General features: G+C 62.7%; 29 protein-coding genes. 17 read left to right on the forward strand and 12 right to left on the reverse strand.

The features are described 5' to 3' along the window. Nucleotides 1–26: 26 nt before the first annotated feature. Complete coding sequence (locus V5F23_RS19050; protein WP_338496075.1) at nucleotides 27–206, reverse strand: hypothetical protein; 180 nt, start codon at nucleotides 204–206, stop codon at nucleotides 27–29. A gap of 201 nt (nucleotides 207–407) precedes the next feature. On the opposite strand from V5F23_RS19050, the gene rhtA reads away from it, so the two are divergent. Beyond that, entirely contained in the window at nucleotides 408–1,295 is an 888-nt protein-coding gene (rhtA, locus tag V5F23_RS19055) for a threonine/homoserine exporter RhtA (protein ID WP_053146316.1), read from the forward strand. Between the two features lie 167 nt (nucleotides 1,296–1,462). Then, nucleotides 1,463–1,744, forward strand: a complete 282-nt coding sequence (locus V5F23_RS19060) for a hypothetical protein (protein ID WP_042729241.1) — start codon at nucleotides 1,463–1,465, stop codon at nucleotides 1,742–1,744. Between the two features lie 5 nt (nucleotides 1,745–1,749). Here the strand turns inward: V5F23_RS19060 and V5F23_RS19065 are convergent, their stop codons facing one another. Next, on the reverse strand, nucleotides 1,750–2,313 hold the full coding sequence (locus V5F23_RS19065; protein WP_042729240.1) for a TetR/AcrR family transcriptional regulator: 564 nt from the start codon (nucleotides 2,311–2,313) through the stop codon (nucleotides 1,750–1,752). An 89-nt stretch (nucleotides 2,314–2,402) separates the two neighbouring features. On the opposite strand from V5F23_RS19065, the gene V5F23_RS19070 reads away from it, so the two are divergent. After that, a complete protein-coding gene (locus V5F23_RS19070) occupies nucleotides 2,403–3,131 on the forward strand; it encodes an SDR family oxidoreductase (protein ID WP_042729239.1) in 729 nt (242 codons plus the stop codon). 33 nt (nucleotides 3,132–3,164) lie between these two features. Then, complete coding sequence (locus tag V5F23_RS19075; RefSeq protein WP_338496076.1) at nucleotides 3,165–3,755, forward strand: 2-hydroxychromene-2-carboxylate isomerase; 591 nt, start codon at nucleotides 3,165–3,167, stop codon at nucleotides 3,753–3,755. Between the two features lie 9 nt (nucleotides 3,756–3,764). Here V5F23_RS19075 and V5F23_RS19080 read toward each other — a convergent pair whose 3' ends face one another. The 5 genes from V5F23_RS19080 to V5F23_RS19100 form a co-directional block, all read right to left on the reverse strand. Next, nucleotides 3,765–5,573 carry an aminopeptidase P family protein gene (locus V5F23_RS19080; protein WP_338496077.1) on the reverse strand — a complete coding sequence of 603 codons (1,809 nt, stop codon included), beginning with the start codon at nucleotides 5,571–5,573 and terminating at the stop codon, nucleotides 3,765–3,767. Nucleotides 5,574–5,622: 49 nt separating this feature from the next. Further along, the gene (locus V5F23_RS19085; RefSeq protein WP_338496079.1) at nucleotides 5,623–6,789 is read right to left on the reverse strand and encodes an aminotransferase class V-fold PLP-dependent enzyme; all 1,167 of its coding nucleotides are present in this window, start codon (nucleotides 6,787–6,789) and stop codon (nucleotides 5,623–5,625) included. A 160-nt stretch (nucleotides 6,790–6,949) separates the two neighbouring features. Further along, the gene (locus V5F23_RS19090; protein ID WP_042729235.1) at nucleotides 6,950–7,564 is read right to left on the reverse strand and encodes a LysE family translocator; all 615 of its coding nucleotides are present in this window, start codon (nucleotides 7,562–7,564) and stop codon (nucleotides 6,950–6,952) included. 102 nt (nucleotides 7,565–7,666) lie between these two features. Next, nucleotides 7,667–7,933: a hypothetical protein gene (locus V5F23_RS19095; protein ID WP_042729234.1), complete on the reverse strand. Its 267-nt coding sequence runs from the start codon at nucleotides 7,931–7,933 to the stop codon at nucleotides 7,667–7,669. 116 nt (nucleotides 7,934–8,049) lie between these two features. After that, nucleotides 8,050–8,409 carry an antibiotic biosynthesis monooxygenase gene (locus V5F23_RS19100; RefSeq protein ID WP_338496081.1) on the reverse strand — a complete coding sequence of 120 codons (360 nt, stop codon included), beginning with the start codon at nucleotides 8,407–8,409 and terminating at the stop codon, nucleotides 8,050–8,052. 97 nt (nucleotides 8,410–8,506) lie between these two features. Here V5F23_RS19100 and soxR point away from each other — a divergent pair, with 97 nt between their 5' ends. The 10 genes from soxR (at nucleotide 8,507) to V5F23_RS19150 (ending at nucleotide 15,915) form a co-directional block, all read left to right on the forward strand. Beyond that, entirely contained in the window at nucleotides 8,507–8,959 is a 453-nt protein-coding gene (soxR, locus tag V5F23_RS19105; RefSeq protein WP_053146290.1) for a redox-sensitive transcriptional activator SoxR, read from the forward strand. Nucleotides 8,960–9,061: 102 nt separating this feature from the next. Next, the gene (locus V5F23_RS19110) at nucleotides 9,062–9,520 is read left to right on the forward strand and encodes a VOC family protein (protein ID WP_338473737.1); all 459 of its coding nucleotides are present in this window, start codon (nucleotides 9,062–9,064) and stop codon (nucleotides 9,518–9,520) included. Nucleotides 9,521–9,750: 230 nt separating this feature from the next. Beyond that, on the forward strand, nucleotides 9,751–10,965 hold the full coding sequence (locus V5F23_RS19115) for a PepSY domain-containing protein (RefSeq protein ID WP_042729230.1): 1,215 nt from the start codon (nucleotides 9,751–9,753) through the stop codon (nucleotides 10,963–10,965). Beyond that, nucleotides 10,962–11,507 (forward strand): hypothetical protein, encoded by a 546-nt coding sequence (locus V5F23_RS19120; RefSeq protein WP_042729229.1) that lies wholly within the window; start codon nucleotides 10,962–10,964, stop codon nucleotides 11,505–11,507. Before V5F23_RS19115 ends, V5F23_RS19120 begins: the two co-directional genes overlap by 4 nt. Further along, complete coding sequence (locus tag V5F23_RS19125; RefSeq protein ID WP_042729228.1) at nucleotides 11,504–11,830, forward strand: hypothetical protein; 327 nt, start codon at nucleotides 11,504–11,506, stop codon at nucleotides 11,828–11,830. The genes V5F23_RS19120 and V5F23_RS19125 overlap by 4 nt, the downstream gene beginning before the upstream one ends. Next, complete coding sequence (locus V5F23_RS19130) at nucleotides 11,827–12,402, forward strand: DUF6162 family protein (RefSeq protein WP_042729227.1); 576 nt, start codon at nucleotides 11,827–11,829, stop codon at nucleotides 12,400–12,402. The genes V5F23_RS19125 and V5F23_RS19130 overlap by 4 nt, the downstream gene beginning before the upstream one ends. Before the next feature lie 35 nt (nucleotides 12,403–12,437). After that, complete coding sequence (locus V5F23_RS19135) at nucleotides 12,438–13,367, forward strand: zinc ABC transporter substrate-binding protein (RefSeq protein ID WP_338496084.1); 930 nt, start codon at nucleotides 12,438–12,440, stop codon at nucleotides 13,365–13,367. Next, nucleotides 13,364–14,116 (forward strand): metal ABC transporter ATP-binding protein, encoded by a 753-nt coding sequence (locus V5F23_RS19140; protein WP_042729225.1) that lies wholly within the window; start codon nucleotides 13,364–13,366, stop codon nucleotides 14,114–14,116. The genes V5F23_RS19135 and V5F23_RS19140 overlap by 4 nt, the downstream gene beginning before the upstream one ends. Beyond that, a complete protein-coding gene (locus tag V5F23_RS19145; protein ID WP_047736382.1) occupies nucleotides 14,116–15,015 on the forward strand; it encodes a metal ABC transporter permease in 900 nt (299 codons plus the stop codon). The genes V5F23_RS19140 and V5F23_RS19145 overlap by 1 nt, the downstream gene beginning before the upstream one ends. Next, complete coding sequence (locus V5F23_RS19150) at nucleotides 15,016–15,915, forward strand: zinc ABC transporter substrate-binding protein (protein WP_042729223.1); 900 nt, start codon at nucleotides 15,016–15,018, stop codon at nucleotides 15,913–15,915. It abuts the gene before it with no gap. A 108-nt stretch (nucleotides 15,916–16,023) separates the two neighbouring features. On the opposite strand, the gene prpF is transcribed toward V5F23_RS19150, so the two are convergent. The 5 genes from prpF to V5F23_RS19175 all read right to left on the reverse strand — a co-directional run bounded on the left by prpF (nucleotide 16,024) and on the right by V5F23_RS19175 (nucleotide 22,819). After that, nucleotides 16,024–17,217 (reverse strand): 2-methylaconitate cis-trans isomerase PrpF, encoded by a 1,194-nt coding sequence (gene prpF, locus V5F23_RS19155; protein ID WP_123578306.1) that lies wholly within the window; start codon nucleotides 17,215–17,217, stop codon nucleotides 16,024–16,026. A gap of 27 nt (nucleotides 17,218–17,244) precedes the next feature. After that, nucleotides 17,245–19,836: a Fe/S-dependent 2-methylisocitrate dehydratase AcnD gene (gene acnD / locus V5F23_RS19160; RefSeq protein ID WP_338496090.1), complete on the reverse strand. Its 2,592-nt coding sequence runs from the start codon at nucleotides 19,834–19,836 to the stop codon at nucleotides 17,245–17,247. Nucleotides 19,837–20,035: 199 nt separating this feature from the next. Continuing rightward, nucleotides 20,036–21,163: a 2-methylcitrate synthase gene (gene prpC / locus V5F23_RS19165; RefSeq protein WP_053146270.1), complete on the reverse strand. Its 1,128-nt coding sequence runs from the start codon at nucleotides 21,161–21,163 to the stop codon at nucleotides 20,036–20,038. A gap of 55 nt (nucleotides 21,164–21,218) precedes the next feature. Further along, nucleotides 21,219–22,109, reverse strand: coding sequence for a methylisocitrate lyase (gene prpB / locus V5F23_RS19170; RefSeq protein ID WP_042729219.1), 891 nt, complete (start codon nucleotides 22,107–22,109; stop codon nucleotides 21,219–21,221). Next, nucleotides 22,106–22,819: a GntR family transcriptional regulator gene (locus V5F23_RS19175; protein ID WP_042729218.1), complete on the reverse strand. Its 714-nt coding sequence runs from the start codon at nucleotides 22,817–22,819 to the stop codon at nucleotides 22,106–22,108. Before V5F23_RS19175 ends, prpB begins: the two co-directional genes overlap by 4 nt. A gap of 282 nt (nucleotides 22,820–23,101) precedes the next feature. On the opposite strand from V5F23_RS19175, the gene V5F23_RS19180 reads away from it, so the two are divergent. The 3 genes from V5F23_RS19180 to V5F23_RS19190 are packed head-to-tail and all read left to right on the forward strand — an operon-like array spanning nucleotide 23,102 to nucleotide 26,162. Next, complete coding sequence (locus V5F23_RS19180; protein ID WP_042729217.1) at nucleotides 23,102–23,638, forward strand: ATP-dependent zinc protease; 537 nt, start codon at nucleotides 23,102–23,104, stop codon at nucleotides 23,636–23,638. Between the two features lie 5 nt (nucleotides 23,639–23,643). After that, a complete protein-coding gene (locus tag V5F23_RS19185; protein ID WP_042729216.1) occupies nucleotides 23,644–25,176 on the forward strand; it encodes an inactive transglutaminase family protein in 1,533 nt (510 codons plus the stop codon). After that, complete coding sequence (locus tag V5F23_RS19190; protein WP_042729215.1) at nucleotides 25,176–26,162, forward strand: alpha-L-glutamate ligase-like protein; 987 nt, start codon at nucleotides 25,176–25,178, stop codon at nucleotides 26,160–26,162. Before V5F23_RS19185 ends, V5F23_RS19190 begins: the two co-directional genes overlap by 1 nt. The last annotated feature ends 194 nt before the right edge of the window (nucleotides 26,163–26,356 follow it).

Here is a 26,356-nt window from a genome sequence, read left to right on the forward strand (position 1 = left end):
CAACCACTTGCGCTTTCGATCTCTCGTTAGCGGGAGGCGAATTCTACAGCGTTGTTCGCTGCTGTCAACACCTCTTTTTCACCGCTTTCGATCGAGAGGATCGAACCGTTGATAAAGCCAAACGACAGCGCCTTATCCACGGCTTCCGGACTTCGATGAACTGAAGCCCTGCACTGCCTAAAATCGTTTAACTCATTGAAACCCAAGGAGTTTTCCGTTTCGACTGCGCCGGAAGTGGGGCGAATTATAGACGTCTGGAATCTGCCGTCAACACTTAATTTAACTTTTCTATCAACACGCAAGCCGTTCTTCTAAATTCACGTCCGTATATAGACGGAAGGCTTTCGAATGCGCAATATACTGCTCAAATCTGCCTTCCTGCCTTTATCTTTGGACGACCGTTAGTAATGACTCCCCCTTCTCGCAGCCTGGTAACCACCTTGTTCCCGGTTGCCCTTCTATTAGTAGCCATGGCCTCCATCCAGTCCGGCGCCTCCCTGGCCAAAAGCATGTTCCCGATCGTGGGTGCACAAGGAACCACGACACTGCGCCTCATCTTCGCCAGCATCATCATGCTTATATTGCTGCGCCCCTGGCGCGCCAAGCTCACCGTGCAGTCCCTGCGCACGGTGATCGTCTACGGGATGGCACTGGGCGGCATGAATTTTCTGTTTTATATGTCGGTGCGTACGGTTCCCCTGGGAATCGCCGTGGCGCTGGAGTTCACCGGCCCCCTGGCCGTGGCGATCTACGCGTCGCGCCGGGCAATCGACTTCCTCTGGATTGCCCTGGCAGTGATCGGCCTGCTGCTGTTGATACCTACAGGCGCCTCCAGCGCCGGCATCGACCTGGTTGGTGCCGGTTACGCATTGGGCGCGGGCGTCTGCTGGGCGCTGTACATTCTGTTCGGCCAGAAGGCCGGTGCCGACCATGGCGTGCAAACCGCCGCACTCGGTGTGGTGATCGCGGCTCTGTTCGTCGCACCGATCGGCATCGTCCACGCGGGCGCTGCATTGCTGACACCGAGCCTGATCCCTGTCGCCATCGGCGTGGCCGTACTGTCCACCGCCCTACCCTACACCCTCGAGATGGTCGCAATGACCCGCATGCCGGCCCGTACCTTCGGCACCCTGATGAGCATTGAACCCGCGATCGCAGCCATGTCCGGTTTCATTTTTCTCCAGGAGTTCTTGTCCTTGGCACAATGGTCCGCCATTGCCTGCATCATTCTGGCGTCGGTCGGCGCAACACTGACCATGGACAGCAAGGCAACGCCAGCCGTCGCGGCGGATTGAAGCAGGATTTAACGAAGGTCTGGCATTTGCCGCGCATTTAGGCCATGTTTAGGTCCGTAACCCAATGTCAGACATGGATTTTTCATACAGGACGTCATGAACGCTTCAAGCGCAAGCGAACGCAACCGTACGCAGGCATAAGACCCACGACGGTGTTAAGGACGGGAATGAAACGAATTTTGATACTGATCGCCGTATTGGCCGTTGCTGGCTGCGCGGCGACGACGAAAACCGAAGTCAAGCGCGGTAAAAAAGGCCTGCACATCAATTGCTCCGGCCTTTCCTCTTCCTGGGATCAATGCGCTGCCAGTGCTGCCAATTCCTGTGCCCCCAAGGGCTACAAGGTCATCGCCAAGTCGGGTGATGCCGTGGAAGAACCCGGTGACTATCCCTTCGGGCTCAACCCCGCCGGCTACACCAGCCGTAGCATGATCGTGATCTGCAAGTAAGCACGTCAGTCGAGCCCGGCCAGCCGAAGAGTAATTTCGGCACGGCTGGACTCGAGGACCTCCTGCTGGACCTCAGGTGCGGCCATCATCCGCGCAACAACCATCGCCCCCACGCATTGGGACAGGATGGCCCAGGCCAGGGCTTCACTGCCCAACACCCGCGCCCAGCTTTCATGCAAGCGACAAACCCACGTTTGCGCCACGTCTCTCACCTGCTCATCCGATCGCGCAATCTCGGCGCCCAGCACGGGTAACGCACAGCCCACCTCGGGTTGTTCGACGTGGCTCATGCTCAGGTACTGCTTGAGACAGCGCGCCAGCTTCGCCTGGTCCATGGCCCCTTCGCCACTCAGGCGATCCAGGCTCTGGGCCAGCTCACGCTCGACGATGGCCTTGAAAAGCTCATCCTTGGATGAGAAGTGGCTGTAGAACGCCCCGCCGCTCAAGCCGATCGCTTTCATCAGGCCATCGACCCCCACCGTGGAGAACCCCAATGTCTTGGCGGACGCGGCGCTGCTGGCGAGCAGCTTCTCTCGGGTTTCCATCTTGTGATTGGCTGAATAACGCATGGTCCTGCCCCTGATTGCCTGTCTTGACGCTTGCCGGATCTTAGCATAACGTCCGTTTAGCTAACGATCGTTTACCAATGAGGCTAATCATGAATAACAACAAGGTCGTACTGGTCGTGGGCGCGGGCGATGCAACGGGTGGAGCGATTGCCCGGCGTTTCGCGCAGGAAGGTTTTATCGCCTGCGTCACCCGCCGCAGCGCCGACAAGCTCGAACCGTTGGTGGAAGGGATCCGCGCCCTGGGCGGTGAAGCCCATGGCTTCGCCTGTGATGCACGCAAAGAAGACGATGTCATCGCGCTGGTCGAACAGATCGAGCAGCAGATCGGCCCGATCGAAGCCTTCGTGTTCAACATCGGCGCCAACGTCCCTTGCAGCATCCTCGAAGAGACCGCCCGCAAGTACTTTAAGATCTGGGAAATGGCCTGCTTTTCAGGCTTCCTCAATGCACGGGAAGTGGCCAAGCGTATGGTCACGCGTCAGCGCGGAACGATTCTGTTCACCGGCGCAACGGCAGGGCTGCGCGGCGCTTCAGGGTTTGCCGCGTTCGCCGGGGCCAAGCATGGCATTCGGGCGCTGGCCCAGAGCATGGCACGTGAGCTGGGTCCGATGAACATCCACGTGGCCCATGTGGTGGTGGACGGTGCCATCGACACCGACTTCATTCGCGATAATTTCCCGGAGAAATACGCGACCAAGGATCAGGACGGCATCCTGGACCCCGAGCACATTGCCGACAACTATTGGTATTTGCACAGCCAACCCCGTGACGCCTGGACCTTCGAACTGGACCTTCGCCCCTGGAACGAACGCTGGTAAACCCTCCCGTACAAATAACAAGAGAGCAGCGCCATGAGCAAATCGGTGGAGTTCTACTTCGATCTCGGCAGCCCGACCACGTACCTGGCCTATACCCAACTGCCAACGCTGTGTGCAGAGACCGGTAGCCAGTTGATCTATCGCCCGATGCTATTGGGTGGGGTGTTCAAGGCCACTGGCAACGCGTCCCCGGTGACCATACCGGCCAAGGGCCCTTACCTGTTCAAGGATTTGAAACGCTTCGCCGACCGTTACGGCGTCCCCTTCAGGCTCAACCCCTACTTCCCGATCAATACGTTGCTGCTGATGCGCGCCGTCACCGGCATGCAATTGCACCGGCCCGAGCGCTTCGAAGCCTTCCTCGATTGCCTGTTCCGCGCCTTGTGGGTGGAGGCGCGCAACCTCAACGACCAGGCGACGGTGGCGGCGCTGTTGGAAGAAGGCGGTTTCGATCCTGAGTACGTGCTGGCCCTGACCGCCAACGATCAGGTCAAGCAGGCGCTCAAGACGGCCACCGAAGCCGCCATTGAACGGGGCGTGTTTGGCGCCCCAAGCATGTTTGTCGACGACGAGCTCTACTTCGGCCAGGATCGGCTGGACTTCGTCCGTGAAGCCCTGGCCTGATCCTGCCGGTCAGATGGCCACCGTCCGCTCGTTCAGCCATTGCAGCGCCGCCCCGTCCAGCAATGGGCTCAACCGACGCTGAACCTCGGCGTGGTAAGCGTTGAACCAGTCCTTTTCTTCCTGGGTCAGCAACGATGGTTCCAGGCAGCGAGTGTCGATCGGGCACAGGGTCAGGGTTTCGAATTCGAGGAACTCACCGAACTCGCTGCTGCCCGCCTCGCGGTTCAACGCCAGGTTCTCGATGCGCACGCCCCAACGACCGGGACGATAGGTTCCCGGTTCGATGGAAGTGATCATGCCCGGCTGCATCGCCGTTTGCGGCGTGGCCGCGGCCTGGTAGGCAATCACCTGCGGACCTTCGTGGACGTTGAGGAAGTACCCTACCCCGTGACCGGTGCCGTGACCGTAATCCACCTGTTCGGCCCAGATCGGCGCGCGGGCGATGGCATCCAGCAACGGCGACAGGATGCCCCGCGGAAACCTGGCCCGGGACAAGGCGATCACGCCCTTGAGCACACGCGTGCAATCGCGCTTCTGTTCGGCGGTGGGTGTTCCGACCGGCACCATGCGCGTGATGTCCGTGGTGCCGCCGAGGTACTGTCCGCCGGAGTCAATCAGCAACAGGCCATCACCTTCGATGACCGCATGAGCCTCTGGTGTGGCGTGGTAATGCGGCATCGCGCCGTTGGCATTGAACGCGGCGATGGTATTGAAGCTCAGCGACACATAATCCGGCCGGCGTGTGCGGGCGGCAGTCAGGTGTTCATCGATGGTCAGCTCGGTAATGCGCTCGCGGCCCCACGCCGTTTCCAGCCAGGCAAAGAACTCGCAGAGCGCCGCGCCGTCCTGCTCCATGGCCTTGCGGATGTGCTCGGCGTCAGCCAGGCTCTTGCGGGACTTGGCCAACGTCGTTGGGTTGAGACCTTCGACCAGCGTTACATCGCTGCCCAGGTTATCCAAAAGCCCGACCGTGACCCGCGCCGGATCGACCAGCAGGCTCGCCCCGCCTGGCACTTCACGCAATGCAGGGGCCGCTTCGTTGTAGTCACGCAGGCACACCCCGTCCTGTTCAAGCACGGCACGCAGCGCTGCATCCACTTTGTCCAGGACCACGAACAACGTGGCCTGCTGCTGATTGATCAAGGCAAACGAGACGAACACCGGGTTGAACGACACATCGGCGCCGCGCAGGTTGAACAGCCAGGCGATGTCGTCCAGCGTGGCGATGAAATGCCAGTCGGCCCCACGTTCCTTGAGGGCCTCGCGCAACTTGGCGAGTTTCTCGACCCGGCTGACCGTCGCCTGGGGAGGCAAATGCGCGTAGACCGGTTGATTGGGCAGGCTCGGGCGATCGGTCCAGATTTCGTCAAGCAGGTCGATGTCCGTACGCAACCGCGCACCTCGTTCCGCCAACTTGCCGCTCAGGGTCCGGGCCGAAGCCACGGCCATCACCGCACCGTCCACCGCCACGACCCCACCCTTGGGCGTTTGCTCGGCGAGCCAATCCAGGGGGCCGGGCTGGCCCGGGATCAGCTTGACCAGCTCGATACCGCTGCCTTCCAGCTCATGGGTGGCCTGTTCCCAGTACCGACTGTCGGCCCAGACGCCGGCAAAACCGGCGGTCACGATCAACGTGCCCACCGAGCCATGGAACCCCGACAACCACTGCCGCCCCTGCCAGTAACCCGGCAGGTATTCCGACAGATGCGGGTCGGCCGATGGCACCAACAGCGCATGGATACCCTGCTGATTCATCCGTTGGCGAAGTCGGGCCAGGCGCTGGGGAACCAGTCCGTGGGTCAAAGGCTCGGTGCTCATCGTTTCTCCTGCTCATTAATGTTGTTGTTCGCTGCCGAAGACGCTCGGCTCATGGGGTGGTGGCCCAAAACGCCGGCGCCGTCGCGCATGCAGCCTTGATCAGCCGTACCGCTTCATCGATGTCCTGCTCGGTGGTAAAACGCCCCAGGCTCAGACGGACGGTGCGTCCCGCCGCGCGTGCATCATGCCCCAAGGCCAGCAGCACGTGGGACGGCGTGTTATGCGCCGAGTTGCAGGCCGAGGTCGCGGAAAAGGCAATCGACGCACCCAGGGTCGCTGGGTCGAACGTCCCTTCATTGAACGTGAGGCTTAATGTGTGGGGAATTCGCCGGGTCGCGCTGCCGTTGATACAAACCCCGGGCAAGGCCAGCAGCGGCTCCAGCAAACGATTGCGCAACCGGGCGATCTTGGCCAGCTCTTCATCAAACGCCTGGGCGGCCAGTTCGAACGCGGCGCCCATGGCAGCGATCTGATGGGTCGCCAGGGTCCCGGAACGCAGGCCGCCCTCGTGCCCGCCACCGTGAATCTGCGCCGCCAGCCGCGGCCGGGCACGGTCGCCGACGTACAGCGCACCAATCCCCTTGGGGCCATAGATTTTATGGGCGGAAAACGACATCAGGTCCACCGGCCAGCGGGCCAGGTCGATCTTCACCTTGCCGGCGCCCTGGGCGGCGTCGACATGAAACAGCGCACCGTGCTCACGCACGATCTCGCCCGTGGCCACGACATCATTGACGGTGCCCAACTCGTTGTTCACCAGCATCAGCGACACCAGGAACGTGTCTTCACGCAGAGCGTCGCGAACCGCCTGGGGGCTGATCAGCCCCTCGGCGTCCGGCGCCAGCCATGTGACCTCGACGCCGCTTTCCTCGAGCTGTCTTGCCGTGTCGAGGATCGCCTTGTGCTCGATCAGGCTGGTGATGACATGGCCACCGCCCCCGGCGCGGGCCTGGGCAACGCCCTTGAGGGCCAGGTTGTTGGATTCGGTAGCGCCGGAAGTCCAGACGATCTGCTCGGGCTGGGCGCCCACCAGATGCGCCACTTGCTGGCGGGCCCGATCGACCGAGAGACGGGCCTCCTGGCCGAAAGCATGGGAACTGGAAGCCGGGTTGCCGAAGTTGCCGTCAAAGCCAAGGCACTGGACCATGACCTGTATGACCCGCTCATCCACCGGCGTGGTGGCGGCGTAATCGAAATATAGCGGACGTTTTTTCATGGGAAACTCGCAGAGCCTGCTCCGGGATCAGGCGCCCTCGTTGGGGTTCGAGACTAGCAATACCTGATCAAAGACCTTAAAGAAGTCGGACTTCGTTTAAAAGTGCGTAGGAACGCTCCTGAACAGCGAGCTTAGCAGGCATCGCGTCGAAGCTCAGCCCTCAACTGATGCTTTCGAGCAACAGCGGATACAACGAAGCGACCAGCAACAGCGCCATGCCCCAGTTGAACAGGCGCAGCCAGCGACGATCACGCAAGAGGTTGCGCAACAGGCTGCCGCAAACCACCCAGAGGCTCACGCTCGGCAGGTTGATCAGGGCAAACACCGCGGCGATCACCACCACATTGAAGAAATAGCCCTGCAAAGGGGTGTACGTGCTGATGGCACCGATGGCCATGATCCAGGCCTTCGGGTTGACCCACTGGAAGGCCGCCGCCCCCCAGTAGCTGATGGGCGTGTGCGCTCCCGGCTGGCTGTCCGATACCGGGCCGGAGTGGGCGATTTTCCACGCCAGGTACAACAGGTACGCCGCCCCGATGTAGCGCAATGCGGTATAGAGCAACGGGTATGCCTGGAACACCGCGCCCAGGCCAAGGCCTACCGCCAGCACCAGGGAAAAGAAGCCGCAGGTGATGCCTAGCATGTGAGGAATAGTGCGGTTGAAACCGAAATTGACACCCGAGGCCAACAGCATGGTGTTGTTGGGACCCGGCGTGATCGAGGTCACCAGGGCAAACAGGGCGAAGCCCAGCAAGAGGTCGAGCGAGAGGGTCATGTGAAGTCAGTCCATCGGGGCGGTCAGTCAAGCCATGACCCTACCCCACGTCCTGGCGCAAACCCATGGACAGTTGGGCAAAACTTCGAGCAGTACAGTCCCTCAGCTTGAGCGGCCAGGTGTCTGCACACCCAGTTCGGCGCTCATCTCGCCCTGGTCGTCGAAGCCGACATTCTTTTGCGCGGTGCCGAGCAACTCGGTTTTCTTCGCGTGGTATTCCTCGAACGAAAGGCCGCGGCGATTCAAGGCCTCAAGGGCCAGCTCGCGGGTTTCATCGGCACTGTAGGGACGCAGCTCCGGCGACGAGGTGGCGCAACCGCTCAATACGGTGGCAGTCAACAGCAGCAAAACGGCAAGGGTACGGTTCATGGCAAGTGTCCGGTGTTCTGGAGTTGGGCGATGAACAAAGGCTACTCGCGGGCCCTGCCGGGCAGAAATCAACCCTCTCGATAGTGGGTATCGCGTCCTCGAATCGACCGTTGCGCTTAATCGACCAACTGGCAATGCAAGGCGTTATCGAGGCTGCGCTCGATGTTGCACAGCACCTCGAATGAGCCGAACGTGACGGCCTTGGCCCGGTGCACCAACCGCCAGAAGTCCTGCTCGCCGGCTTCGACACTACGAAGCGCTGCTTCGCCCGCCTCACGGGTTTGCCACTGCAAATAGTTGAGTACTCGCCGACCGTCTTCGCTGGCCTGGATGCTGGCGCTCAGCAATCCCTCATGGTCACGGGCCAGGCGCTCGGTCTGCTCCGACAGCGCCGAGACCAAGGCTTGCTGCCATTGAGGTTCGATGTTGAACTCCATCAGCTGGGTGAAACTGCGATTGTTCCTTGGCATCTGCATGAAAGGTCCCCGATTTGTGTAAGGCGGATCTTGAGATCCGAAGGCCTGCAGGGTAAAACCTCTAGTTAAGTCAAGGTCAAGCGAGAAATTCAGGCCAATGAAACCGATCGATGTCCACAAGGAACTCACCGTCGGCCAAGTCGCCGCCCGCAGCGGCGTGGCGGTCACCGCCCTGCACTTCTATGAAGCCAAGGGCTTGATCAACAGCACGCGCAATTCGGGCAACCAACGGCGTTACCCGCGCGAAGTGTTGCGCCGCGTGGCGCTGATCAAGGTTGCCCAGAGCCTGGGCATTCCCTTGGCGGAAATTGGCGAGGCCTTGAAAAACCTCCCGGACAGCCGCGCGCCCACGGCGACTGACTGGCAACGCCTCTCGGCGCAATGGGGCCAGGCGCTGGATGAGCGCATCAACCAGCTAGTGGCACTGCGCGACCGGCTCAACGGCTGCATCGGCTGCGGCTGCCTGTCGATGGAGCATTGCCCCCTGCGCAACCAGGGCGATGTGCTGGGCAAGCGCGGACCGGGCGCTCATCTGCTGGACGCACCGTGAGACGTTCGTCGGCGCGCGACCAGGTGCCAGAACGCTGTCCTATAGTGGATGGGCGCCAGCCAGCGAAGGTGCTCTTCGCCCTACCCCACAAGGAGAAACGTCATGGGTGCCAAAGCCATTCCTGAAGGTTTCCATTGCATCACGCCCTACCTGGGCATTCAAAAAGCGGCCGAAGCCATCGAGTTCTATAAAAAGGCCTTCAACGCCACCGAGGTCATGCGCCTGCCGATGCCCGATGGCAGCGTCGGACACGCCGAACTGCGGATCAACGACTTCCCGATCATGCTCGGTACGCCTTGCGACCAAGGCCCGCTGCGCAATCCGGACGCATCGCCCTCGGTGGGCCTGCACCTGTACGTCGAGGACGTGGACAGTGCATTTGCCCAGGCCATCGACGCGGGCGGTACGGTGATCTCGGAGGTGAAAGACCAGTTTTATGGGGATCGCACCGGCAGCCTGAAGGATCCCTATGGGCATGTGTGGTTCCTGGCAACGCACAAGGAGGACCTGACCCAGGAACAGATCGAGCAACGGGCCCGGGAGATGTTCCAATCAGGCTGACCTGAAGCCCTTATCCGCTGTGGGAGCAAACCTGCTCGCTCCCCACGGACAGGACTAAAACTGATTGCGAAACATTTTCTTTCATCTTTCCCTTCGGGATTTCAGTTTCTCGTTCGTCTTAATTAGATGCAGCGGGCCGCGTCGGCAAAAGCCACGGCCCGCCCGTCCAGGGTTCACCGTGTTGCGAAGCCCGTAATACAGAGCCTTTCATCGAATCAAGACGTTCAATCATGTCCAAGAAGTCCCGCTCCAAACTCTGGTTCCTGGTCCATAGCTGGCTGGCATTGCCCATCTGGTTTTTCGTCCTCATCGTGTGTGTCACCGGCACTCTTGCCGTGGTCAGCCAGGAGATCGTCTGGCTGGCCAACCCGGAGATGCGCGCCAGCAAGCCGACAGACGATGCACCGCTGCTCGGCTACGAGCAGGTGGTCGCGGCGATCAGGCAAGCCCAACCGCTTACCCAGGTGCAGAGCATCACCCGCCCGGATGAATCGCATTTCGCCCTGGAGGTCCGGGTCACCTACCCTGATGGCCGTCCCGACACGGTCTACGTCAACCCCTACAGCGGCGTCATCCAGGGCTCGGCGCCGACGTTCAACTTCCAGGCGTTCACCCGCGCCCTGCACGGCTGGTGGCTGGTCCCGTTCACCAACGGTTTCAGCTGGGGCTGGTACCTGGTGTCGTTCCTCGGCCTGCCGCTGCTGGCGTCCCTGGTCACCGGGCTGGTGGTCTACAAGCGCTTCTGGAAAGGCTTTTTTCGTCCAACCCTGCGCATTCGCCACGGCGCGCGGATTTTCTGGGGCGACTTCCACCGCCTCAGTGGCATCTGGTCGATCTGGTTCATCGCGGTCATTTCCATCACCGGTACCTGGTTCCTGATCCAGGCCTTGCTGTTCGACAACCAGATTTCCATTTCCAGCGAGCCCGTGCTGCCGGTGGTCGCCCGGGAAAGCGTGCCTCTGTCGGCCGACGGCACGGCACCGCCCCTGTTGAACCTGGACCGGGCCCTTGAAATTGCCCAGCAGCGAATCCCCGGCTTGGAAGCGAGCTTCATCAACCTGCCCGGCAATGCCTACAGCCATCTGGAAATCAGTGGACGCGGCTGGTACCCGCTGATGTTCCAGACCGCCACGCTCAACCCCTACGACGGTGACGTGGCGGCCTTGCGGCTGCTGTCGGACCGCACCACCCTGGAGTTCGTCACCGAATCCATGCGGCCGTTGCATACAGGGGATTTCGGCGGGCTGTGGATCAAGCTGATCTGGTTCTTCTTCGGCCTGATCCTGAGCATGATGGTGCTCAGTGGGTTGCTGATCTGGACCAAGCGCACGGCCCTCGCCACCGCCAACGCCTTCAAGCGCAGCCAGAAGCCCAGCCGAGGAGCACGGGCTGCACGGTCACTGCAGCCGTCCATGGGCAGTGAATCATCGGAGGGCAGCCTGTGAGCCAGTCCACTACCCACCCATCGACACCGTCACGCCTGAACCTGATCTGGCGTAAATGGCGCTTTCACCTCAACGTACTGCTGTTGCTGATTCCCCTGGGATTCATGCCCAAGTATTTCTCCGAAGCGGCGTTGTTCCGTGGCGACGAGGGGCTGGGTCAACGGGACGTCGGTGAAATCCAGGTCGGGCCCTGGAGCCTGCGCCTGGCCGAGTTTCGCAATGAAGCGCCACGCCAGGAGGGCCCAGCCGGGCCCATGAAGCATTTCAACGCGGCCCTGTGCCAACGTTGCATCGGCCAGGTCAAGGCCACCTACCTGCGCATCGGCAAGCCTCGCAGCCTGCGGGCCGCCGGGGTGATTTTCTTCGGCTCGCCCTATCGCATGGGCGCCTTGCTGCCGGTGCCATCCAAGACTCAGCCGGACGCCGAGCTGTGGATAACCCTCGAAGGTTGGGACGGCTCGATGCACCAGGCTTCCATTCCCCTGAGCCAGGCGTCACCGGCCACCGTCGCCTGGCTGAACACCCAAGGAACCCAACGATGACTTCCCGCGCCTGTTTCAAGCGCCTGGCGCTGCTGTTCTGCGCTGGCTTCAGCTCCAGTGTCCTGGCCCACAACCCGATGTGCGAATGCAAGGCCATCGACGCCGAGCAGATCCAGTGCACCGGTGGCTTTTCCGACGGCAGCGGCGCGCCTGGGGTGACCCTGGACGTCATTGGCTACGACGAAACCATCCTGGTTCCGGGCAAGCTGGGGGCGGATTCAACGCTGACCTTCAAGAAACCGAACGCTGAATTCTATGTGCTCTTCGACGCCGGCCCCGGCCACGTGGTGGAAATCGACCAAGCGGACATCGAGGCCCCATGAACCCGTCCACGACTCAAGTCGTCCGGCCTGCCGGCGCGGGCCATGAAACCCTCTACGTCGCGCTGTTGTGCCTGGTCATCGTGCTGGTGGCCGGGTCGGTCGTGACATGGCACCGCAAGGCCGAAGACACGCACGTCCTGGCCTCGAACCAGCTCGACGCCCGCCGCGACCTCAGCGCCGCGGAACAAGGCCTCTATGCGGACCTGCGAGTGACCCTGGATGAAATTCGCCTGTTGCGCGAAGAACACCCCTCGCTGCCCACCCCGCAGGCATTGGCGGATGAAGGCTTTGCCCCGTTCGCCCAGGACGCCAGTTCCGTCAGCCGCGGCGGCCACGCCTGGCAGTCGCTGGGGGATCGGGCCTACTTCGGTACGAGCGGCAATCCCGCCGTCGCCGGTTCGTTTCTGATGCGCATCGGCGAAGCTTCCGACGCTGCACCGGACATCTGGCTCAACCGTGGCAATCGCCCCACGGCGCCTACTGCACTGGACGATGCCGCGCTGTCCGCCGCCGGCTGGCAGCAGATCGTCGCGCAATTCGACGCCGGCGTGACCCGCCAGCACCGGCACTGACCCACGCCCCTGATTCGAGAGAAGACCCTTCGCCCATGCCTATCGCCCCTCAACGCCGCCCCTTGCTGCGCCTGCTGCTGATCAGCCTGCTGGCCTGCCTGTTCACCGCGCCGGCCAGCGCCGAAACAGCCAAGCGCCTGCGCATCGGCATTACCCTGCACCCTTATTACAGCTACGTGGCGAACATCGTCGGCGACAAGGCCGAGGTCGTCCCGCTGATCCCGGCCGGTTTCAATCCCCACGCCTACGAGCCTCGCTCCGAAGACATCAAACGCATCGGCGGCCTCGACGTGATCGTGCTCAACGGCGTGGGCCATGACGATTTCGCCGACCGCATGATCGCCGCCAGCGAAACCCCGGACGTGAAGGTGATCGAAGCCAACGAGAACGTGCCGCTGCTGGCGGCCACCGGTACCGCGGCCCGCGGCGCGGGCAAAGTGGTGAACCCGCACACGTTCCTGTCCATCAGCGCCTCCATTGCCCAGGTCAACAACATCGCCCGGGAACTGGGCAAGCTCGACCCGGACAACGCCAAGACCTACACCCAGAACGCCCGTGCCTACGGCAAGCGCCTGCGGCAGATGCGCGCCGCCGCCCTGGCGAAACTGACCCAGGCGCCCAACGCCGAGCTGCGGGTGGCCACGGTGCATGCCGCCTACGACTACCTGCTGCGTGAATTCGGCCTGGAAGTGACCGCGGTGGTCGAGCCCGCCCATGGCATCGAGCCGAGCCCCAGCCAACTGAAGAAGACCATCGATCAACTGCGCGAGCTGGACGTGAAGGTGATCTTCTCCGAGATGGATTTTCCGTCCACCTACGTCGACACCATCCAACGTGAGTCCGGCGTGAAGCTGTACCCGCTCTCGCACATTTCCTACGGCGACTACAGCGCCGAGAAGTACGAGAAGGAAATGACCGGCAACCTCGACACGGTGGTCCGGGCCATCCAGGAGTCCGGCGCATGACCGCCCAGCAAACCCTCACTCGGCCTCACACCGGGCCATTGATTGAATTCGCCGGCATCCGCCTGGACCTCGGTCGCACCACCATCCTCGATGAGGTGGCGTTCCAGGTGGCGCCCGGTAGCATCCACGCCCTGGTGGGGCCCAACGGTGGCGGCAAGAGCTCACTGATCAAGACATTGCTCGGGCAGATGCCACACCAGGGCCGCTTGAGCCTGCAATGGCCGGGCGAACCCGGCGTGATTGGCTACGTGCCCCAGGCGCTGGAGTTCGACCGGGGCCTGCCCATGACCGTGGATGATTTCATGGCGGCGATGTGTCAGCGACGGCCCGCCTTTCTCGGCCTGAGCCGGCATTACGCCGGTGCCATCGGCGCGGCCCTGGAACGGGTCGGCATGCAGGACAAACGCAAGCGACGCATGGGCGCGCTGTCTGGTGGCGAACGCCAGCGGGTACTGCTCGCCCAGGGTTTGATCCCACCGCCGCAATTGCTGGTGCTGGATGAACCGATGTCGGCGCTGGACGAGGCCGGGATCCAGGTCTTCGAACGGTTGCTGCGGGACTGGCGCGAAGCCGGGATCACCGTGCTCTGGATCGAGCATGACCTGGAAGCCGTCGCGCGCCTGGCCGACCGGGTCACCGGCCTGAACCGCCGGGTGCTGTTCGACGGTCCACCGCACCAGACCCTCACCCCCGAACGCTTGCTGTCGCTGTTTTCCACCCATCCACGGACGAACGGGAGCGCCGCCTGATGAGCTATGAAGCCTTTCGCTTGATGGTCCAGGGCTGGGCCTCGTCCGGCTACCTGCCCGAGGCGCTGGCCTACGGGTTCGTGGTCAATGCGCTGCTGGCCGGGCTGTTGATCGGCCCGGTGCTGGGCGGCCTGGGCACACTGGTGGTGGTCAAGCGCTTCGCGTTTTTCTCCGAGGCGGTGGGCCACGCGGCGCTGACCGGCGTCGCCATTGGCATCCTGCTGGGCGAGCCCTACACCGGGCCGTACGGCAGCCTGTTCGGTTACTGCCTGTTGTTCGGCATCCTGCTCAACTACCTGCGCAACCGTACCGGCCTGGCACCGGACACCTTGATCGGCGTCTTCCTTTCCGTGTCCCTGGCCCTGGGCGCCAGCCTGCTGCTGATCCTGGCGGGCAAGATCAACGTGCACATCCTCGAAAACGTGCTGTTTGGCTCGGTGCTGACGGTCAACGGCAACGACCTGCTGGTGCTGGCGGTGGTCGGCTCGCTGGTGATGGCCCTGGCGTTGCCACTGTACAACCGCATCATGCTGGCCAGTTTCAACCCGCAACTGGCGGCGGTGCGAGGCGTGGCGGTCAAGACCCTGGATTATCTGTTCGTGGTCCTGGTGACGTTGATCACGGTGGCGGCGGTGAAGGTCATCGGCGCGATCCTGGTCGGCGCCTTGCTGGTGATCCCGGCTGCGGCGGCGCGCTTGCTCAGCCAGTCATTGAAAGGCTTTTTCGGCTGCTCGGTGCTGATCGCCACCGTCAGTACCTTGTGCGGAATCCTCGCACCGATCGTTTTCGACCTGCCGATCCCCTCCGGTGCCGCGATCATCCTGGTGGCCGGCATCGCCTTCGCCTTGAGCGCCATCGCCCGCGGTGTCGTCCCCAGCCTCAAAGGGAACCTTGGATAAATGATGATGCTTCGACGCTTGAGCCTGGCCGTGGCGCTAGGCGGCCTGATCACCCTCCCCGCATTCGCCGCCGAAAGCAGCCGGCCCGTGCACCTGCTGGCCTCGCTGCCTGTCACCTACGGGTTGAGCGAGACCTTGCTCAAGGGCACTGACGTCAAGCTGGACCGAGCGGCCCCGGCCAACTTGCCCGGCACCCGGCAGAGCGCCTATTTCAGTGGCCGGGGCGCTCCAGCACTGAACACACTGGCCCGTGACGCCGACGCGGTGATCGGCCTGCGCTCACTGTGGCCAGACGATCCGCTGTACCCCATGGCCCGGCGCAGCAACATCCGCATTGTCGAAGTCGATGCCGCCCGCCCGGTGGACGGTGCCTTGCCAGGGATCGCCGTGCAACCGGGCACGGCCGATGGCCTGGCGAGCCAGCCGTGGATGGCCAGTCATAACCTCGGGCGGATGGCCGATGTGATCGCCGCCGACCTGGTACGCCTGGCGCCCTCGGCCAAGCCCAGCATCGACAGCAACCTGGCGACCCTCAAGCAACGCCTGCTCAAGCTCAGCGCCGACAGCGAAAAACGCCTCGCCAGTGCCGACAACCTGAGCGTGGTCAGCCTGAGCGAACACTTCGGCTACCTGATCAGTGGGCTGAACCTGGACACAATCGACACCGACGCCCGCCCCGACGCCGAATGGACACCCGAGGCCCTCGCCCAACTGACCGCCCAATTGAAAGACAACGAAGTGGCGCTGGTGCTGCACCATCGCCAACCGTCGGAGGCCGTGAAAGCGGCCATCCGCGAAGGCGGTAGCCAATTGCTGGTGCTGAGCACCGACGCCGCCGACCCGGTGGCGGAGCTGGAGGGCAATATTGGACAAGTCATCGCGGCACTGGCAGGAGACTGACAGCGCCCCTGTGGGAGCGGGCTTGCTCGCGAAAAAACCAGCGCCTCCAACCTTTGTGCTGGCTGATACACCGCTTCGCGGGCACGCCCGCTCCCACAGGCTTTCAACTTAGTTCAGGGCATCCCCCGGCACACGCACGAACCCTTCCATCAATACCCGCGCGCTGCGGCTCATGATGGCCTTGGTCACGGTCCATTCGCCGTTGACCTGGCTGGCTTCGGCGCCGACGCGTAAGGTGCCGGAGGGGTGGCCGAAACGTACGGCGCTGCGTTCGGTGCCGCCGGCGGCGAGGTTGACCAGGGTGCCGGAAATGGCGGCCGCGGTGCCGATGGCCACGGCCGCGGTGCCCATCATGGCATGGTGCAGCTTGCCCATGGACAACGCCCGGACCAGCAAATCAACGTCGCCGGCAGCCACCGTCTTGCCACTCGACGAGACGTAGTCCGCCGGCGGTGCGACGAACGCCACCTTCGGCGTGTGCTGGCGCTGGGCAGCTTCGTCCAGGTGCTTGATCAAGCCCATGCGCAAGGCGCCGTGGGCCCGAATGGTTTCGAACATCGCCAGTGCCTTGGCGTCGCCATTGATCGCGCCTTGCAATTCCGTGCCGGTATAACCGACGTCTCGGGCATTGATGAAAATCGTCGGGATCCCGGCGTTGATCAAGGTCGCCTTGAACGTACCGACACCCGGCACCTCAAGGTCGTCCACCAGGTTGCCGGTGGGGAACATCGAACCGCCACCGCCCTCCTCGTCAGCCGCCGGGTCCAGGAACTCCAACTGCACTTCAGCCGCCGGAAAGGTCACGCCATCGAGTTCGAAGTCGCCGGTTTCCTGCACCGCGCCGTCGGTGATCGGCACATGGGCGATGATGGTCTTGCCGATATTGGCCTGCCAGATCCGCACCACGGCCACGCCGTTGTACGGAATGCGCGCCGCCTCCACCAGGCCGCTGCTGATGGCGAACGAGCCCACCGCCGCCGACAGATTGCCGCAGTTGCCGCTCCAATCCACGAACGGCTTGTCGATGGAGACCTGGCCGAACAGGTAATCGACATCGTGATCGGCGCGTGAGCTCTTGGACAGGATCACCGTCTTGCTGGTGCTGGACGTCGCACCGCCCATGCCATCGATCTGTTTCTCGTACGGGTCGGGGCTGCCGATGACTCGCAACAACAGGGCATCGCGCGCCGGCCCCGGGACGCGGGCGGCCTCGGGCAGGTCTTGCAGGCTGAAGAACACGCCTTTGCTGGTGCCGCCACGCATGTAGGTGGCGGGGATTCTGACTTGTGGTGCGTGAGCCATGGACGCTCCTACTCCCTATCGTGAGATTTAAACGGCGACCGCCGATTCAAGAAAGTCCTGGGCGAAGCGTTGCAACACGCCCCCGGCTTCATAAATCGACACCTCTTCGGCGGTGTCGAGACGGCAGGTCACCGGCACCTCGACGCGCTCGCCGTTCTTGCGCGTGATCACCAGCGTCAGCGTCGCCCGCGGCGTACGCTCGCCGATCACGTCATAGACCTCGCTGCCGTCGATACCCAGGGTCTTGCGGTCGGTGCCGGGCTTGAATTCCAATGGCAACACGCCCATGCCCACCAGGTTGGTGCGATGGATGCGCTCGAAGCCCTCGGCCACAATCGCCTCGACACCGGCCAGGCGCACGCCCTTGGCCGCCCAATCCCGGGAGGAACCCTGGCCGTAGTCGGCACCGGCGACGATGATCAGCGGCTGCTTACGTTGCATGTAGGTTTCGATGGCTTCCCACATGCGCATGACCTGGCCTTCCGGCTCGACCCGGGCCAAGGAGCCCTGCTTGACCTTGCCGTTTTCCTGGACCATTTCGTTGAACAGTTTCGGGTTGGCGAAGGTGGCGCGCTGCGCGGTCAGGTGGTCGCCCCGGTGGGTCGCGTAGGAGTTGAAGTCCTCTTCCGGCAGGCCCATTTTGGCCAGGTATTCACCGGCGGCGCTGTCGAGCATGATCGCGTTGGACGGCGACAGGTGATCGGTGGTGATGTTGTCCGGCAGCACCGCCAGCGGGCGCATGCCCTTGAGCGGCCGCGCACCGGCCAGCGCGCCTTCCCAATAAGGTGGACGACGAATGTAGGTGCTTTGCGGACGCCAGTCGTACAGCGGCGTGACTTTCGGCCCGGTGTCTTCCTGGATGGCGAACATCGGGATGTAGACCTGGCGAAACTGTTCCGGCTTGACCGAGGCCTTGACCACCGCTTCGATTTCTTCGTCGCTCGGCCAGATGTCCTTGAGGCGGATTTCCCGACCGTCCACCACGCCCAGCACGTCCTTCTCGATGTCGAAACGGATGGTCCCGGCGATGGCATAGGCCACCACCAGCGGCGGCGACGCGAGGAACGCCTGCTTAGCGTACGGATGAATGCGGCCGTCGAAGTTGCGGTTGCCCGACAACACGGCGGTGGCGTACAGGTCGCGGTCGATGATTTCCTGCTGGATCACCGGGTCCAATGCACCCGACATGCCGTTGCAGGTGGTGCAGGCAAAGGCCACGACACCAAAGCCCAGTTGCTCCAGTTCTTTGGTCAGGCCTGCCTCATCCAGGTACAACGCCACGGTTTTCGAACCGGGCGCCAGGGAGGACTTGACCCACGGCTTGCGCACCAGGCCCAGGCGGTTGGCGTTGCGCGCCAAGAGGCCGGCGGCGATCACGTTGCGTGGGTTGCTGGTGTTGGTGCAACTGGTGATGGCGGCGATGATCACCGCGCCGTCGGGCATCTGCCCCGGCACTTCGGTCCATTGCCCGGCAATGCCATTGGCCGCCAGGTCCGTGGTAGCCACGCGGGCGTGGGGGTTGCTCGGCCCTGCCATGTTGCGCACCACCGACGACAGGTCGAAACTCAGGCCGCGCTCGTACTGCGCACCCTTGAGGTGATCGGCCCACAAGCCAACTTGTCTGGCGTATGTCTCGACCAGTTGCACCTGCTGGTCTTCACGACCGGTGAGCTTCAGGTAATCTATGGTCTGCTGGTCGATATAGAACATCGCCGCCGTGGCGCCGTATTCCGGGGCCATGTTGGAGATGGTCGCGCGGTCGCCCAGGGTCAGGGCCTGGGCACCTTCACCGAAAAACTCCAGCCAGGCGCCGACGACCTTTTGCTTGCGCAGGAACTCGGTCAGTGCCAGCACCATGTCGGTGGCGGTGATGCCCGGTTGCAACTTGCCGGTCAGTTCGACGCCGATGATTTCCGGCAGGCGCATCCACGAGGCACGGCCGAGCATGACGCTTTCCGCTTCCAGGCCGCCAACACCGATGGCGATCACCCCCAGGGCATCGACGTGAGGCGTGTGGCTGTCGGTGCCCACGCAGGTGTCGGGGAATGCCACGCCGTCACGCTGCTGGATCACCGGGGACATTTTCTCCAGGTTGATCTGGTGCATGATCCCGTTGCCGGGCGGGATCACGTCGACGTTCTTGAAGGCCTTTTTGGTCCAGTTGATGAAGTGGAATCGGTCCTCGTTGCGCCGGTCTTCGATGGCGCGGTTCTTGGCGAGCGCCTGGGGATCATAGCCGCCGCTTTCCACGGCCAGGGAATGGTCGACGATCAGTTGCGTCGGCACCACCGGATTGACCTGCGCCGGGTCCCCGCCCTGCTGGGCGATGGCATCACGCAGGCCGGCCAGGTCCACCAGGGCGGTCTGGCCGAGGATGTCATGGCACACCACGCGGGCCGGGAACCAGGGGAAGTCCAGGTCACGCTTGCGCTCGATCAGTTGCAGCAGCGATTCGCCCAGCGTCGCCGGGTCGCAGCGGCGCACGAGGTTCTCGGCCAGCACGCGGGAGGTGTACGGCAGGCCGTCATAGGCGCCGGGACGGATGGCCTCGACGGCCCCACGAACGTCGAAATAATCCAGCGAAGTGCCGGGCAGCGGTTTGCGAAATTCTGTGTTCATCGTCAGGACTCGGGTCACGGTGGTTTCAGAGGGGCCGGCGCAGCTATTGAAGTGAACCCGGTCAACTGTGGGAGCGGGCTTGCTCGCGAATGCGGTGTGTCAGTCGACATCAATCTTGAATGTCAGTCCGTCTTCGCGAGCAAGCCCGCTCCCACAAGAGAAGGCGGTTCCTTCAGTTACAGCGCCAGCGCCCTCCAGCTCAGCGTTGTTCGATTGGCACGAACTTGCGCTGTTCGACGCCGGTGTATTCGGCGCTCGGGCGGATGATGCGGTTGTTGGCGCGTTGTTCGAACACGTGGGCGGCCCAGCCGGTCAGGCGCGAGCAGACGAAGATCGGTGTGAACAGCTTGGTCGGGATGCCCATGAAGTGGTACGCCGAGGCGTGGTAGAAATCGGCGTTGGGGAACAGTTTCTTCTGCTCCCACATGGTCTTGTCGATGGCTTCGGAGACCGGGAACAGCACCGTGTCGCCCACTTCGTCGGCAAGCTTTTTCGACCAGCCCTTGATCACCTCGTTGCGCGGGTCGTTGTCCTTATAGATCGCGTGGCCGAAGCCCATGATCTTGTCCTTGCGCTCAAGCATCGCCAGCGTGCCCTTGATCGCCGCTTCCGGCGAGTCGAAGCGCTCGATCATTTCCATCGCCGCCTCGTTGGCCCCGCCATGCAGCGGGCCGCGCAGCGAGCCGATGGCCGCGGTGATGCAGGAGAACAGGTCCGACAGGGTCGAGGCGCAGACCCGGGCGGTGAAGGTCGAGGCGTTGAACTCATGCTCGGCGTAGAGGATCAGCGAAACGTTCATCACCTTGACGTGCAGCTCGCTCGGCTTCTTGCCGTGCAACAGGTGCAGGAAGTGGCCACCGATGGAGGCTTCGTCGGTGACGCATTCAATGCGCTGGCCCTGGTGGCTGAAGCGATACCAGTAGCACATGATCGCGGGGAATGCGCCCAACAGGCGGTCGGTCTTGTCCTGCTGCTCGGTGAAATCGCGCTCGGGTTCCAGGTTGCCCAGGAACGAGCAACCGGTGCGCATCACGTCCATCGGATGGGCGTCGGCGGGGATGCGCTCGAGCACTTCCTTCAGAGCCTGGGGCAGGTCTCGCAGTTGGCGCAGCTTGCGGGTGTAGGCGTCCAGTTGCGCCTGGGTCGGCAGCTCGCCGTACAGCAGCAGGTACGCCACTTCTTCAAATTGCGCCTGCGCCGCCAGGTCGCGGACATCGTAGCCACGGTAGGTCAGGCCGGCACCGGACTGGCCCACGGTGGACAAGGCGGTTTGCCCGGCCACCTGGCCACGGAGCCCGGCGCCACTGAGTACTTTTGCTTCGGCCATTTGCTGTCTCCAATTTTTGAATTTGTAGGGAATCGGCAAGTTTCGGGAGCGGGCCTTATTTCTTCGCCGCGAACAACGCATCGAGCTTCTGCTCGAAGGTGTGGTAGTCGATACGATCGTAAAGCTCCATGCGGGTCTGCATGGTGTCGATGACATTCTGCTGCGTGCCGTCGCGACGAATCGCGATGTAGACGTTCTCGGCCGCCTTGTTCATGGCACGGAAGGCCGACAGCGGGTACAGCACCAGGGACACGTCGGCACCGGCCAACTGCTCGGTGGTGTACAGCGGGGTCGCGCCGAACTCGGTGATGTTGGCCAGGATCGGCGCCTTCACCCGGCTGGCGAACAGCTTGTACATCTCAAGCTCGGTGATCGCTTCGGGGAAAATCATGTCGGCACCGGCCTCGATGCACGCGGCGGCACGGTCGAGGGCCGACTCCAGCCCTTCCACGGCCAGGGCATCGGTACGGGCCATGATCACGAAACTGTCATCGGTGCGCGCGTCCACCGCCGCCTTGATGCGGTCGACCATTTCCTGTTGCGAGACGATTTCCTTGTTCGGCCGATGACCGCAGCGCTTGGCGCCGACCTGGTCCTCGATATGCACCGCCGCCGCGCCGAACTTGATCATCGACTTGACCGTGCGCGCCACGTTGAACGCCGAGGAACCAAAACCGGTGTCCACGTCCACCAGCAGCGGCAAGTCGCACACGTCGGTGATGCGACGCACATCCGTCAGCACGTCGTCCAGGCCGGTAATGCCCAGGTCCGGCACACCGAGGGAGCCGGCCGCCACGCCGCCGCCCGAGAGGTAGATCGCCTTGAAGCCGGCACGCTTGGCCAACAACGCGTGGTTGGCGTTGATCGTGCCCACCACCTGCAGCGGATGCTCCTGGGCGACCGCATCGCGGAATCGCTGGCCTGGCGTGCTCTTGCTGGAACTCATGACTCACCTCGTTCAGTGGCGGCGCTGTCCTGGAAATGACGCGCGATATTGCGTTTGGAAGCGCCGATGTGTCGGCGCATCAGTAATTCAGCCAGTTCGCCGTCACGGTCGGCGATGGCATCGAGAATCCGGTGGTGCTCGGCAAAGGCCTGGCGCGGACGGTTGGGCGTGGTGGAGAACTGGATGCGGTACATGCGCACCAGTTGATACAACTCGCCGCAGAGCATTTGCGTCAGGGTGCGGTTGCCGCTGCCCTGGATAATCCGGTAGTGGAAATCGAAATCGCCTTCCTGCTGGTAGTAGCCGACACCGGCCTGGAACGCCGCATCGCGCTCGTGGGTTTCCAGCACCCGGCGCAGTTCGTCGATTTCTTCCAGGGTCATGCGCTCGGCCGCCAGGCGGCAGGCCATGCCTTCGAGGGATTCGCGGATTTCGTAGAGCTCCAACAGCTCGGCATGGCTCAGGGACACCACCCGCGCGCCGACATGAGGCACTCGCACCAGCAGGCGCTGACCCTCCAGGCGATGGATGGCCTCGCGCAACGGCCCGCGGCTGATGCCGTAGGTGCGGGCCAGCTCCGGCTCGGAGATCTTGCTGCCGGGGGCGATGTCGCCCTGGACAATGGCCGCCTGGATACGCCGGAACACGTTCTCGGAGAGGGTTTCCGAGTCGTCCTGGGCCATCACCGGGGTTTCGAGCTGACCGAGCATATTGTCGACACCTTTAAAAGCAATGTGCCAAAAACTAACCAATAAAGAACTATTCGTCAAAGTAAAAATCCATATTGTCGACAATCGTCTAATAACGACCTTCTCCATAACCGCTCGCATGGTTCAATCGTAGCCTCCGGCCAGCGGTGGCGTCAGAAAACCACCGTGCTAGAATGCCGCCGCTGTTTGCCGCTCTCCTCTATATAGGGAAAGCGCCTGAAGGAGCTTGCGCAGTAATGCCAGGGCCTGAACCGATGAACGGAATGCTGCGCACCAGGATCTATGACACTCAAGCCCTTATCTGCTGCTCTCTATCTCATGTGCCTGCCGGGGCTTGCCGCGGCGGGCGAAAAAACCGTGTACGGCCTCAACGAATACGCGGCCTTGCAGGGCATCGACCTGGAAGTGGCCGCCAAGCTCGACACCGGGGCCAAGACAGCGTCCCTCAGTGCCCGCGACATCAAGCGCTTCAAGCGCAACGGCGAATCCTGGGTGCGTTTCTACCTGGCCATCGACGCGGCCCACTCGCACCCCATCGAACGTCCGCTGGCCAGGGTCAGCAAGATCAAGCGCCGCGCCGGTGACTACGACCCGGAAGAAGGTAAGAAGTACACGGCTCGGCCGGTCATCGAACTGGACATCTGCATGGGTTCGGCCCTGCGCAGTATTGAAGTGAACCTGACCGACCGCAGCGCTTTCCAATACCCGTTGCTGATTGGCTCCGAAGCGCTCAAGCGCTTCGACGCGCTGGTCGACCCCAGTCTCAAATACGCTGCCGGCAAACCCGCCTGCGCCAATGCCGCTCAAACCGCAGAGTAATTCCAATGCGCTCCCTGACCCTCCATTTGAAAATGCTGATCGCCATCCTGGTGGTGCTGGGCCTGTCGGTGACGGCCTATCAGATTTTCGTGCTCGGCATCCCGGTGACCGAAGACGCCACCGACGACTTGTGGAACATCGACGCCAAGGTCGAGTTCGTGCCCAACGCCAAGGATCCGGTCAAGGTCCAGATGTTCGTGCCGCCCCTGAGCCGCGACTACGTGAGCCTCAACGAGAGCTTCATTTCCAACAATTACGGTGTGGCGGTGAACCGGGTCGACGGTAACCGCAAGGTGACGTGGTCGGCCCGTCGTGCCAAGGGTAACCAGACGCTCTACTACCGCCTGGTGCTGACCAAGCGTTACAGCGCCGAAAAAACCAAGGTCAAGGGCCCGACCTTCCGTGACAGCATCGCCGTCGAGGGCCCGGAAAAACTCGCCGCCGAAGCCCTGCTCGCCCCAATCCGCCAGCATTCGGCCGACGTCGAGACCTTCATCAGCGAGGCCATCAAGCGGGTCAACAACCTCAACGACGACAACGTCAAGCTGCTGCTGGCCGGCGATCCGTCGTCGAGCAACAAAGCGCGCATCGTCGAACTGGTGCTGTCGATTGCCCACGTCCCGGTGGAAAAAGTCCACACCATCCGCCTGGTGGCCGACCAGCCGCAGACGCCGGAACTGTGGCTGCGCAGCTTCAACGGCACCGATTGGCTGTATTTCAGCCCTGACACCGGCGAGCAGGGCCTGCCCACCGACCGGCTGTTGTGGTGGACCGGCGATGAAAACCTGATCACCGTCGATGGCGGCAAGAAAGCCACCGTGACCTTCAGCATGAACAACAGCGAGATGAACGCAATCCGCCTGGCCAAGCTGACGGACGAGAACACCGACGCCAACTTCCTCGAATACTCGCTCTACGGCCTGCCCCTGCAGACCCAGCAGACGTTCATGATCATGGTGATGATCCCGATCGGCGTGCTGGTGATCCTGGTGCTGCGCAACCTGATCGGCCTGCAGACCCTGGGAACGTTCACCCCGGTGCTGATTGCCCTGGCCTTCCGGGAAACCCAACTGGGCTTCGGGATCATCCTGTTCACGGTGATCACGGCGCTGGGGCTGTCGCTGCGCTCGTACCTGGAACACCTCAAGTTGCAGATGCTGCCCAGGCTCTCGGTGGTGTTGACCTTCGTGGTGGTGCTGATCGCCGCCATCAGCCTGTTCAGCCATAAGCTGGGCCTGGAGCGCGGCTTGTCGGTGGCGCTGTTCCCGATGGTGATCCTGACCATGACCATCGAACGCCTGTCCATTACCTGGGAAGAACGCGGCGCCGGCCATGCGATGAAGGTCGCCATCGGCACCCTGTTCGCCGCCTCCCTGGCGCACCTGATCATGAGCGTGCCGGAGCTGGTGTATTTCGTGTTCACGTTCCCGGCGATCCTGCTGATCCTGGTGGGCTTCATGCTGGCCATGGGGCGCTATCGCGGCTACCGCCTGACCGAGCTGGTACGGTTCAAGGCCTTCCTCAAGGCTGACTCGTAATGTTCGGTTTCTGGAAGACCTGGAAGGCCTTGGAAGCGCGGGGCATCATGGGCATCAACCGGCGTAACGCCGACTACGTGCTCAAGTACAACAAGCGCAGCCTGTACCCCATCGTCGATGACAAGATCATCACCAAGGAACGGGCGATCGAGGCCGGCATCCATGTGCCGGAGTTGTACGGGATCATTTCCACCGAGAAGGAAATCGACAAGCTCGACGGGATCATCGGCGGGCGCACCGACTTCGTGATCAAGCCGGCCCAAGGCGCTGGCGGCGACGGCATCATCGTCATCGCCGACCGCTTCGAGGGCCGCTATCGCACGGTCTCCGGCAAGATCGTCAGCCATGAGGAAATCGAGCACCACATCTCCAGCATCCTCACCGGCCTGTATTCCCTGGGCGGACATCGGGACCGGGCGTTGATCGAATACCGGGTGGTGCCGGACCAGATCTTCAAGAGCATCAGCTACGAAGGCGTGCCGGACATCCGCATCATCGTGTTGATGGGTTATCCGGTGATGGCCATGCTGCGTCTGCCGACCCGCCAGTCCGGCGGCAAGGCCAACCTGCACCAGGGCGCCATCGGCGTGGGCGTCGACCTCGCCACGGGCTTGACCCTGCGCGGCACCTGGCTGAACAACATCATCACCAAGCACCCCGACACCACCAACGCGGTGGACGGCGTGCAACTGCCCTACTGGGACGGTTTCATGAAGTTGGCCGCCGGTTGTCACGAACTGTGCGGGCTGGGCTACATCGGCGTGGACATGGTGCTGGACCAGGAAAAAGGCCCGCTGATCCTGGAACTCAATGCCCGGCCGGGGCTGAACATCCAGATCGCCAACGACTGCGGCCTGACCCTGCGCACCCACGCCGTGGAAGCGCACCTGGAAGCACTCAAGGCCCGTGGCGTGGTTGAGACCGTGGAAGAACGAGTGGCCTTTGCCCAGGAGTTGTTTGGGCATATTCCGCCGGTTGAAGGTTGATCCTTTTTAGAATGCTCTATGCAAGATCTGTGGCGAGGGGATTTATCCCCGCTGGGGTGCGGAGCAGCCCCAAAACCTACCATTTCTGTACATCCGATTGATCACGTTCAGCCGCTATGGGGCCGCTTCGCGACCCAACGGGGATAAATCCCCTCGCCACAACATTTGTCCACAACCTTGCTATTTCGGTCGCC

It is taken from the genome of Pseudomonas sp. WP18 (assembly GCF_036689585.1).
Taxonomy (GTDB): domain Bacteria; phylum Pseudomonadota; class Gammaproteobacteria; order Pseudomonadales; family Pseudomonadaceae; genus Aquipseudomonas; species Aquipseudomonas chlororaphis_E.

Bases quoted from the DNA above. Each gene is read 5' to 3' on its own strand.
- rhtA (WP_053146316.1), top strand. From the start codon at position 408: ATGACTCCCCCTTCTCGCAGCCTGGTAACCACCTTGTTCCCGGTTGCC.
- V5F23_RS19060 (WP_042729241.1), top strand. From the start codon at position 1,463: ATGAAACGAATTTTGATACTGATCGCCGTATTGGCCGTTGCTGGCTGC.
- V5F23_RS19065 (WP_042729240.1), bottom strand. From the start codon at position 2,313: ATGCGTTATTCAGCCAATCACAAGATGGAAACCCGAGAGAAGCTGCTC.
- V5F23_RS19070 (WP_042729239.1), top strand. From the start codon at position 2,403: ATGAATAACAACAAGGTCGTACTGGTCGTGGGCGCGGGCGATGCAACG.
- V5F23_RS19075 (WP_338496076.1), top strand. From the start codon at position 3,165: ATGAGCAAATCGGTGGAGTTCTACTTCGATCTCGGCAGCCCGACCACG.
- V5F23_RS19080 (WP_338496077.1), bottom strand. From the start codon at position 5,573: ATGAGCACCGAGCCTTTGACCCACGGACTGGTTCCCCAGCGCCTGGCC.
- V5F23_RS19085 (WP_338496079.1), bottom strand. From the start codon at position 6,789: ATGAAAAAACGTCCGCTATATTTCGATTACGCCGCCACCACGCCGGTG.
- V5F23_RS19090 (WP_042729235.1), bottom strand. From the start codon at position 7,564: ATGACCCTCTCGCTCGACCTCTTGCTGGGCTTCGCCCTGTTTGCCCTG.
- V5F23_RS19095 (WP_042729234.1), bottom strand. From the start codon at position 7,933: ATGAACCGTACCCTTGCCGTTTTGCTGCTGTTGACTGCCACCGTATTG.
- V5F23_RS19100 (WP_338496081.1), bottom strand. From the start codon at position 8,409: ATGCAGATGCCAAGGAACAATCGCAGTTTCACCCAGCTGATGGAGTTC.
- soxR (WP_053146290.1), top strand. From the start codon at position 8,507: ATGAAACCGATCGATGTCCACAAGGAACTCACCGTCGGCCAAGTCGCC.
- V5F23_RS19110 (WP_338473737.1), top strand. From the start codon at position 9,062: ATGGGTGCCAAAGCCATTCCTGAAGGTTTCCATTGCATCACGCCCTAC.
- V5F23_RS19115 (WP_042729230.1), top strand. From the start codon at position 9,751: ATGTCCAAGAAGTCCCGCTCCAAACTCTGGTTCCTGGTCCATAGCTGG.
- V5F23_RS19125 (WP_042729228.1), top strand. From the start codon at position 11,504: ATGACTTCCCGCGCCTGTTTCAAGCGCCTGGCGCTGCTGTTCTGCGCT.
- V5F23_RS19130 (WP_042729227.1), top strand. From the start codon at position 11,827: ATGAACCCGTCCACGACTCAAGTCGTCCGGCCTGCCGGCGCGGGCCAT.
- V5F23_RS19135 (WP_338496084.1), top strand. From the start codon at position 12,438: ATGCCTATCGCCCCTCAACGCCGCCCCTTGCTGCGCCTGCTGCTGATC.
- V5F23_RS19140 (WP_042729225.1), top strand. From the start codon at position 13,364: ATGACCGCCCAGCAAACCCTCACTCGGCCTCACACCGGGCCATTGATT.
- V5F23_RS19145 (WP_047736382.1), top strand. From the start codon at position 14,116: ATGAGCTATGAAGCCTTTCGCTTGATGGTCCAGGGCTGGGCCTCGTCC.
- V5F23_RS19150 (WP_042729223.1), top strand. From the start codon at position 15,016: ATGATGATGCTTCGACGCTTGAGCCTGGCCGTGGCGCTAGGCGGCCTG.
- prpF (WP_123578306.1), bottom strand. From the start codon at position 17,217: ATGGCTCACGCACCACAAGTCAGAATCCCCGCCACCTACATGCGTGGC.
- acnD (WP_338496090.1), bottom strand. From the start codon at position 19,836: ATGAACACAGAATTTCGCAAACCGCTGCCCGGCACTTCGCTGGATTAT.
- prpC (WP_053146270.1), bottom strand. From the start codon at position 21,163: ATGGCCGAAGCAAAAGTACTCAGTGGCGCCGGGCTCCGTGGCCAGGTG.
- prpB (WP_042729219.1), bottom strand. From the start codon at position 22,109: ATGAGTTCCAGCAAGAGCACGCCAGGCCAGCGATTCCGCGATGCGGTC.
- V5F23_RS19175 (WP_042729218.1), bottom strand. From the start codon at position 22,819: ATGCTCGGTCAGCTCGAAACCCCGGTGATGGCCCAGGACGACTCGGAA.
- V5F23_RS19180 (WP_042729217.1), top strand. From the start codon at position 23,102: ATGACACTCAAGCCCTTATCTGCTGCTCTCTATCTCATGTGCCTGCCG.
- V5F23_RS19185 (WP_042729216.1), top strand. From the start codon at position 23,644: ATGCGCTCCCTGACCCTCCATTTGAAAATGCTGATCGCCATCCTGGTG.
- V5F23_RS19190 (WP_042729215.1), top strand. From the start codon at position 25,176: ATGTTCGGTTTCTGGAAGACCTGGAAGGCCTTGGAAGCGCGGGGCATC.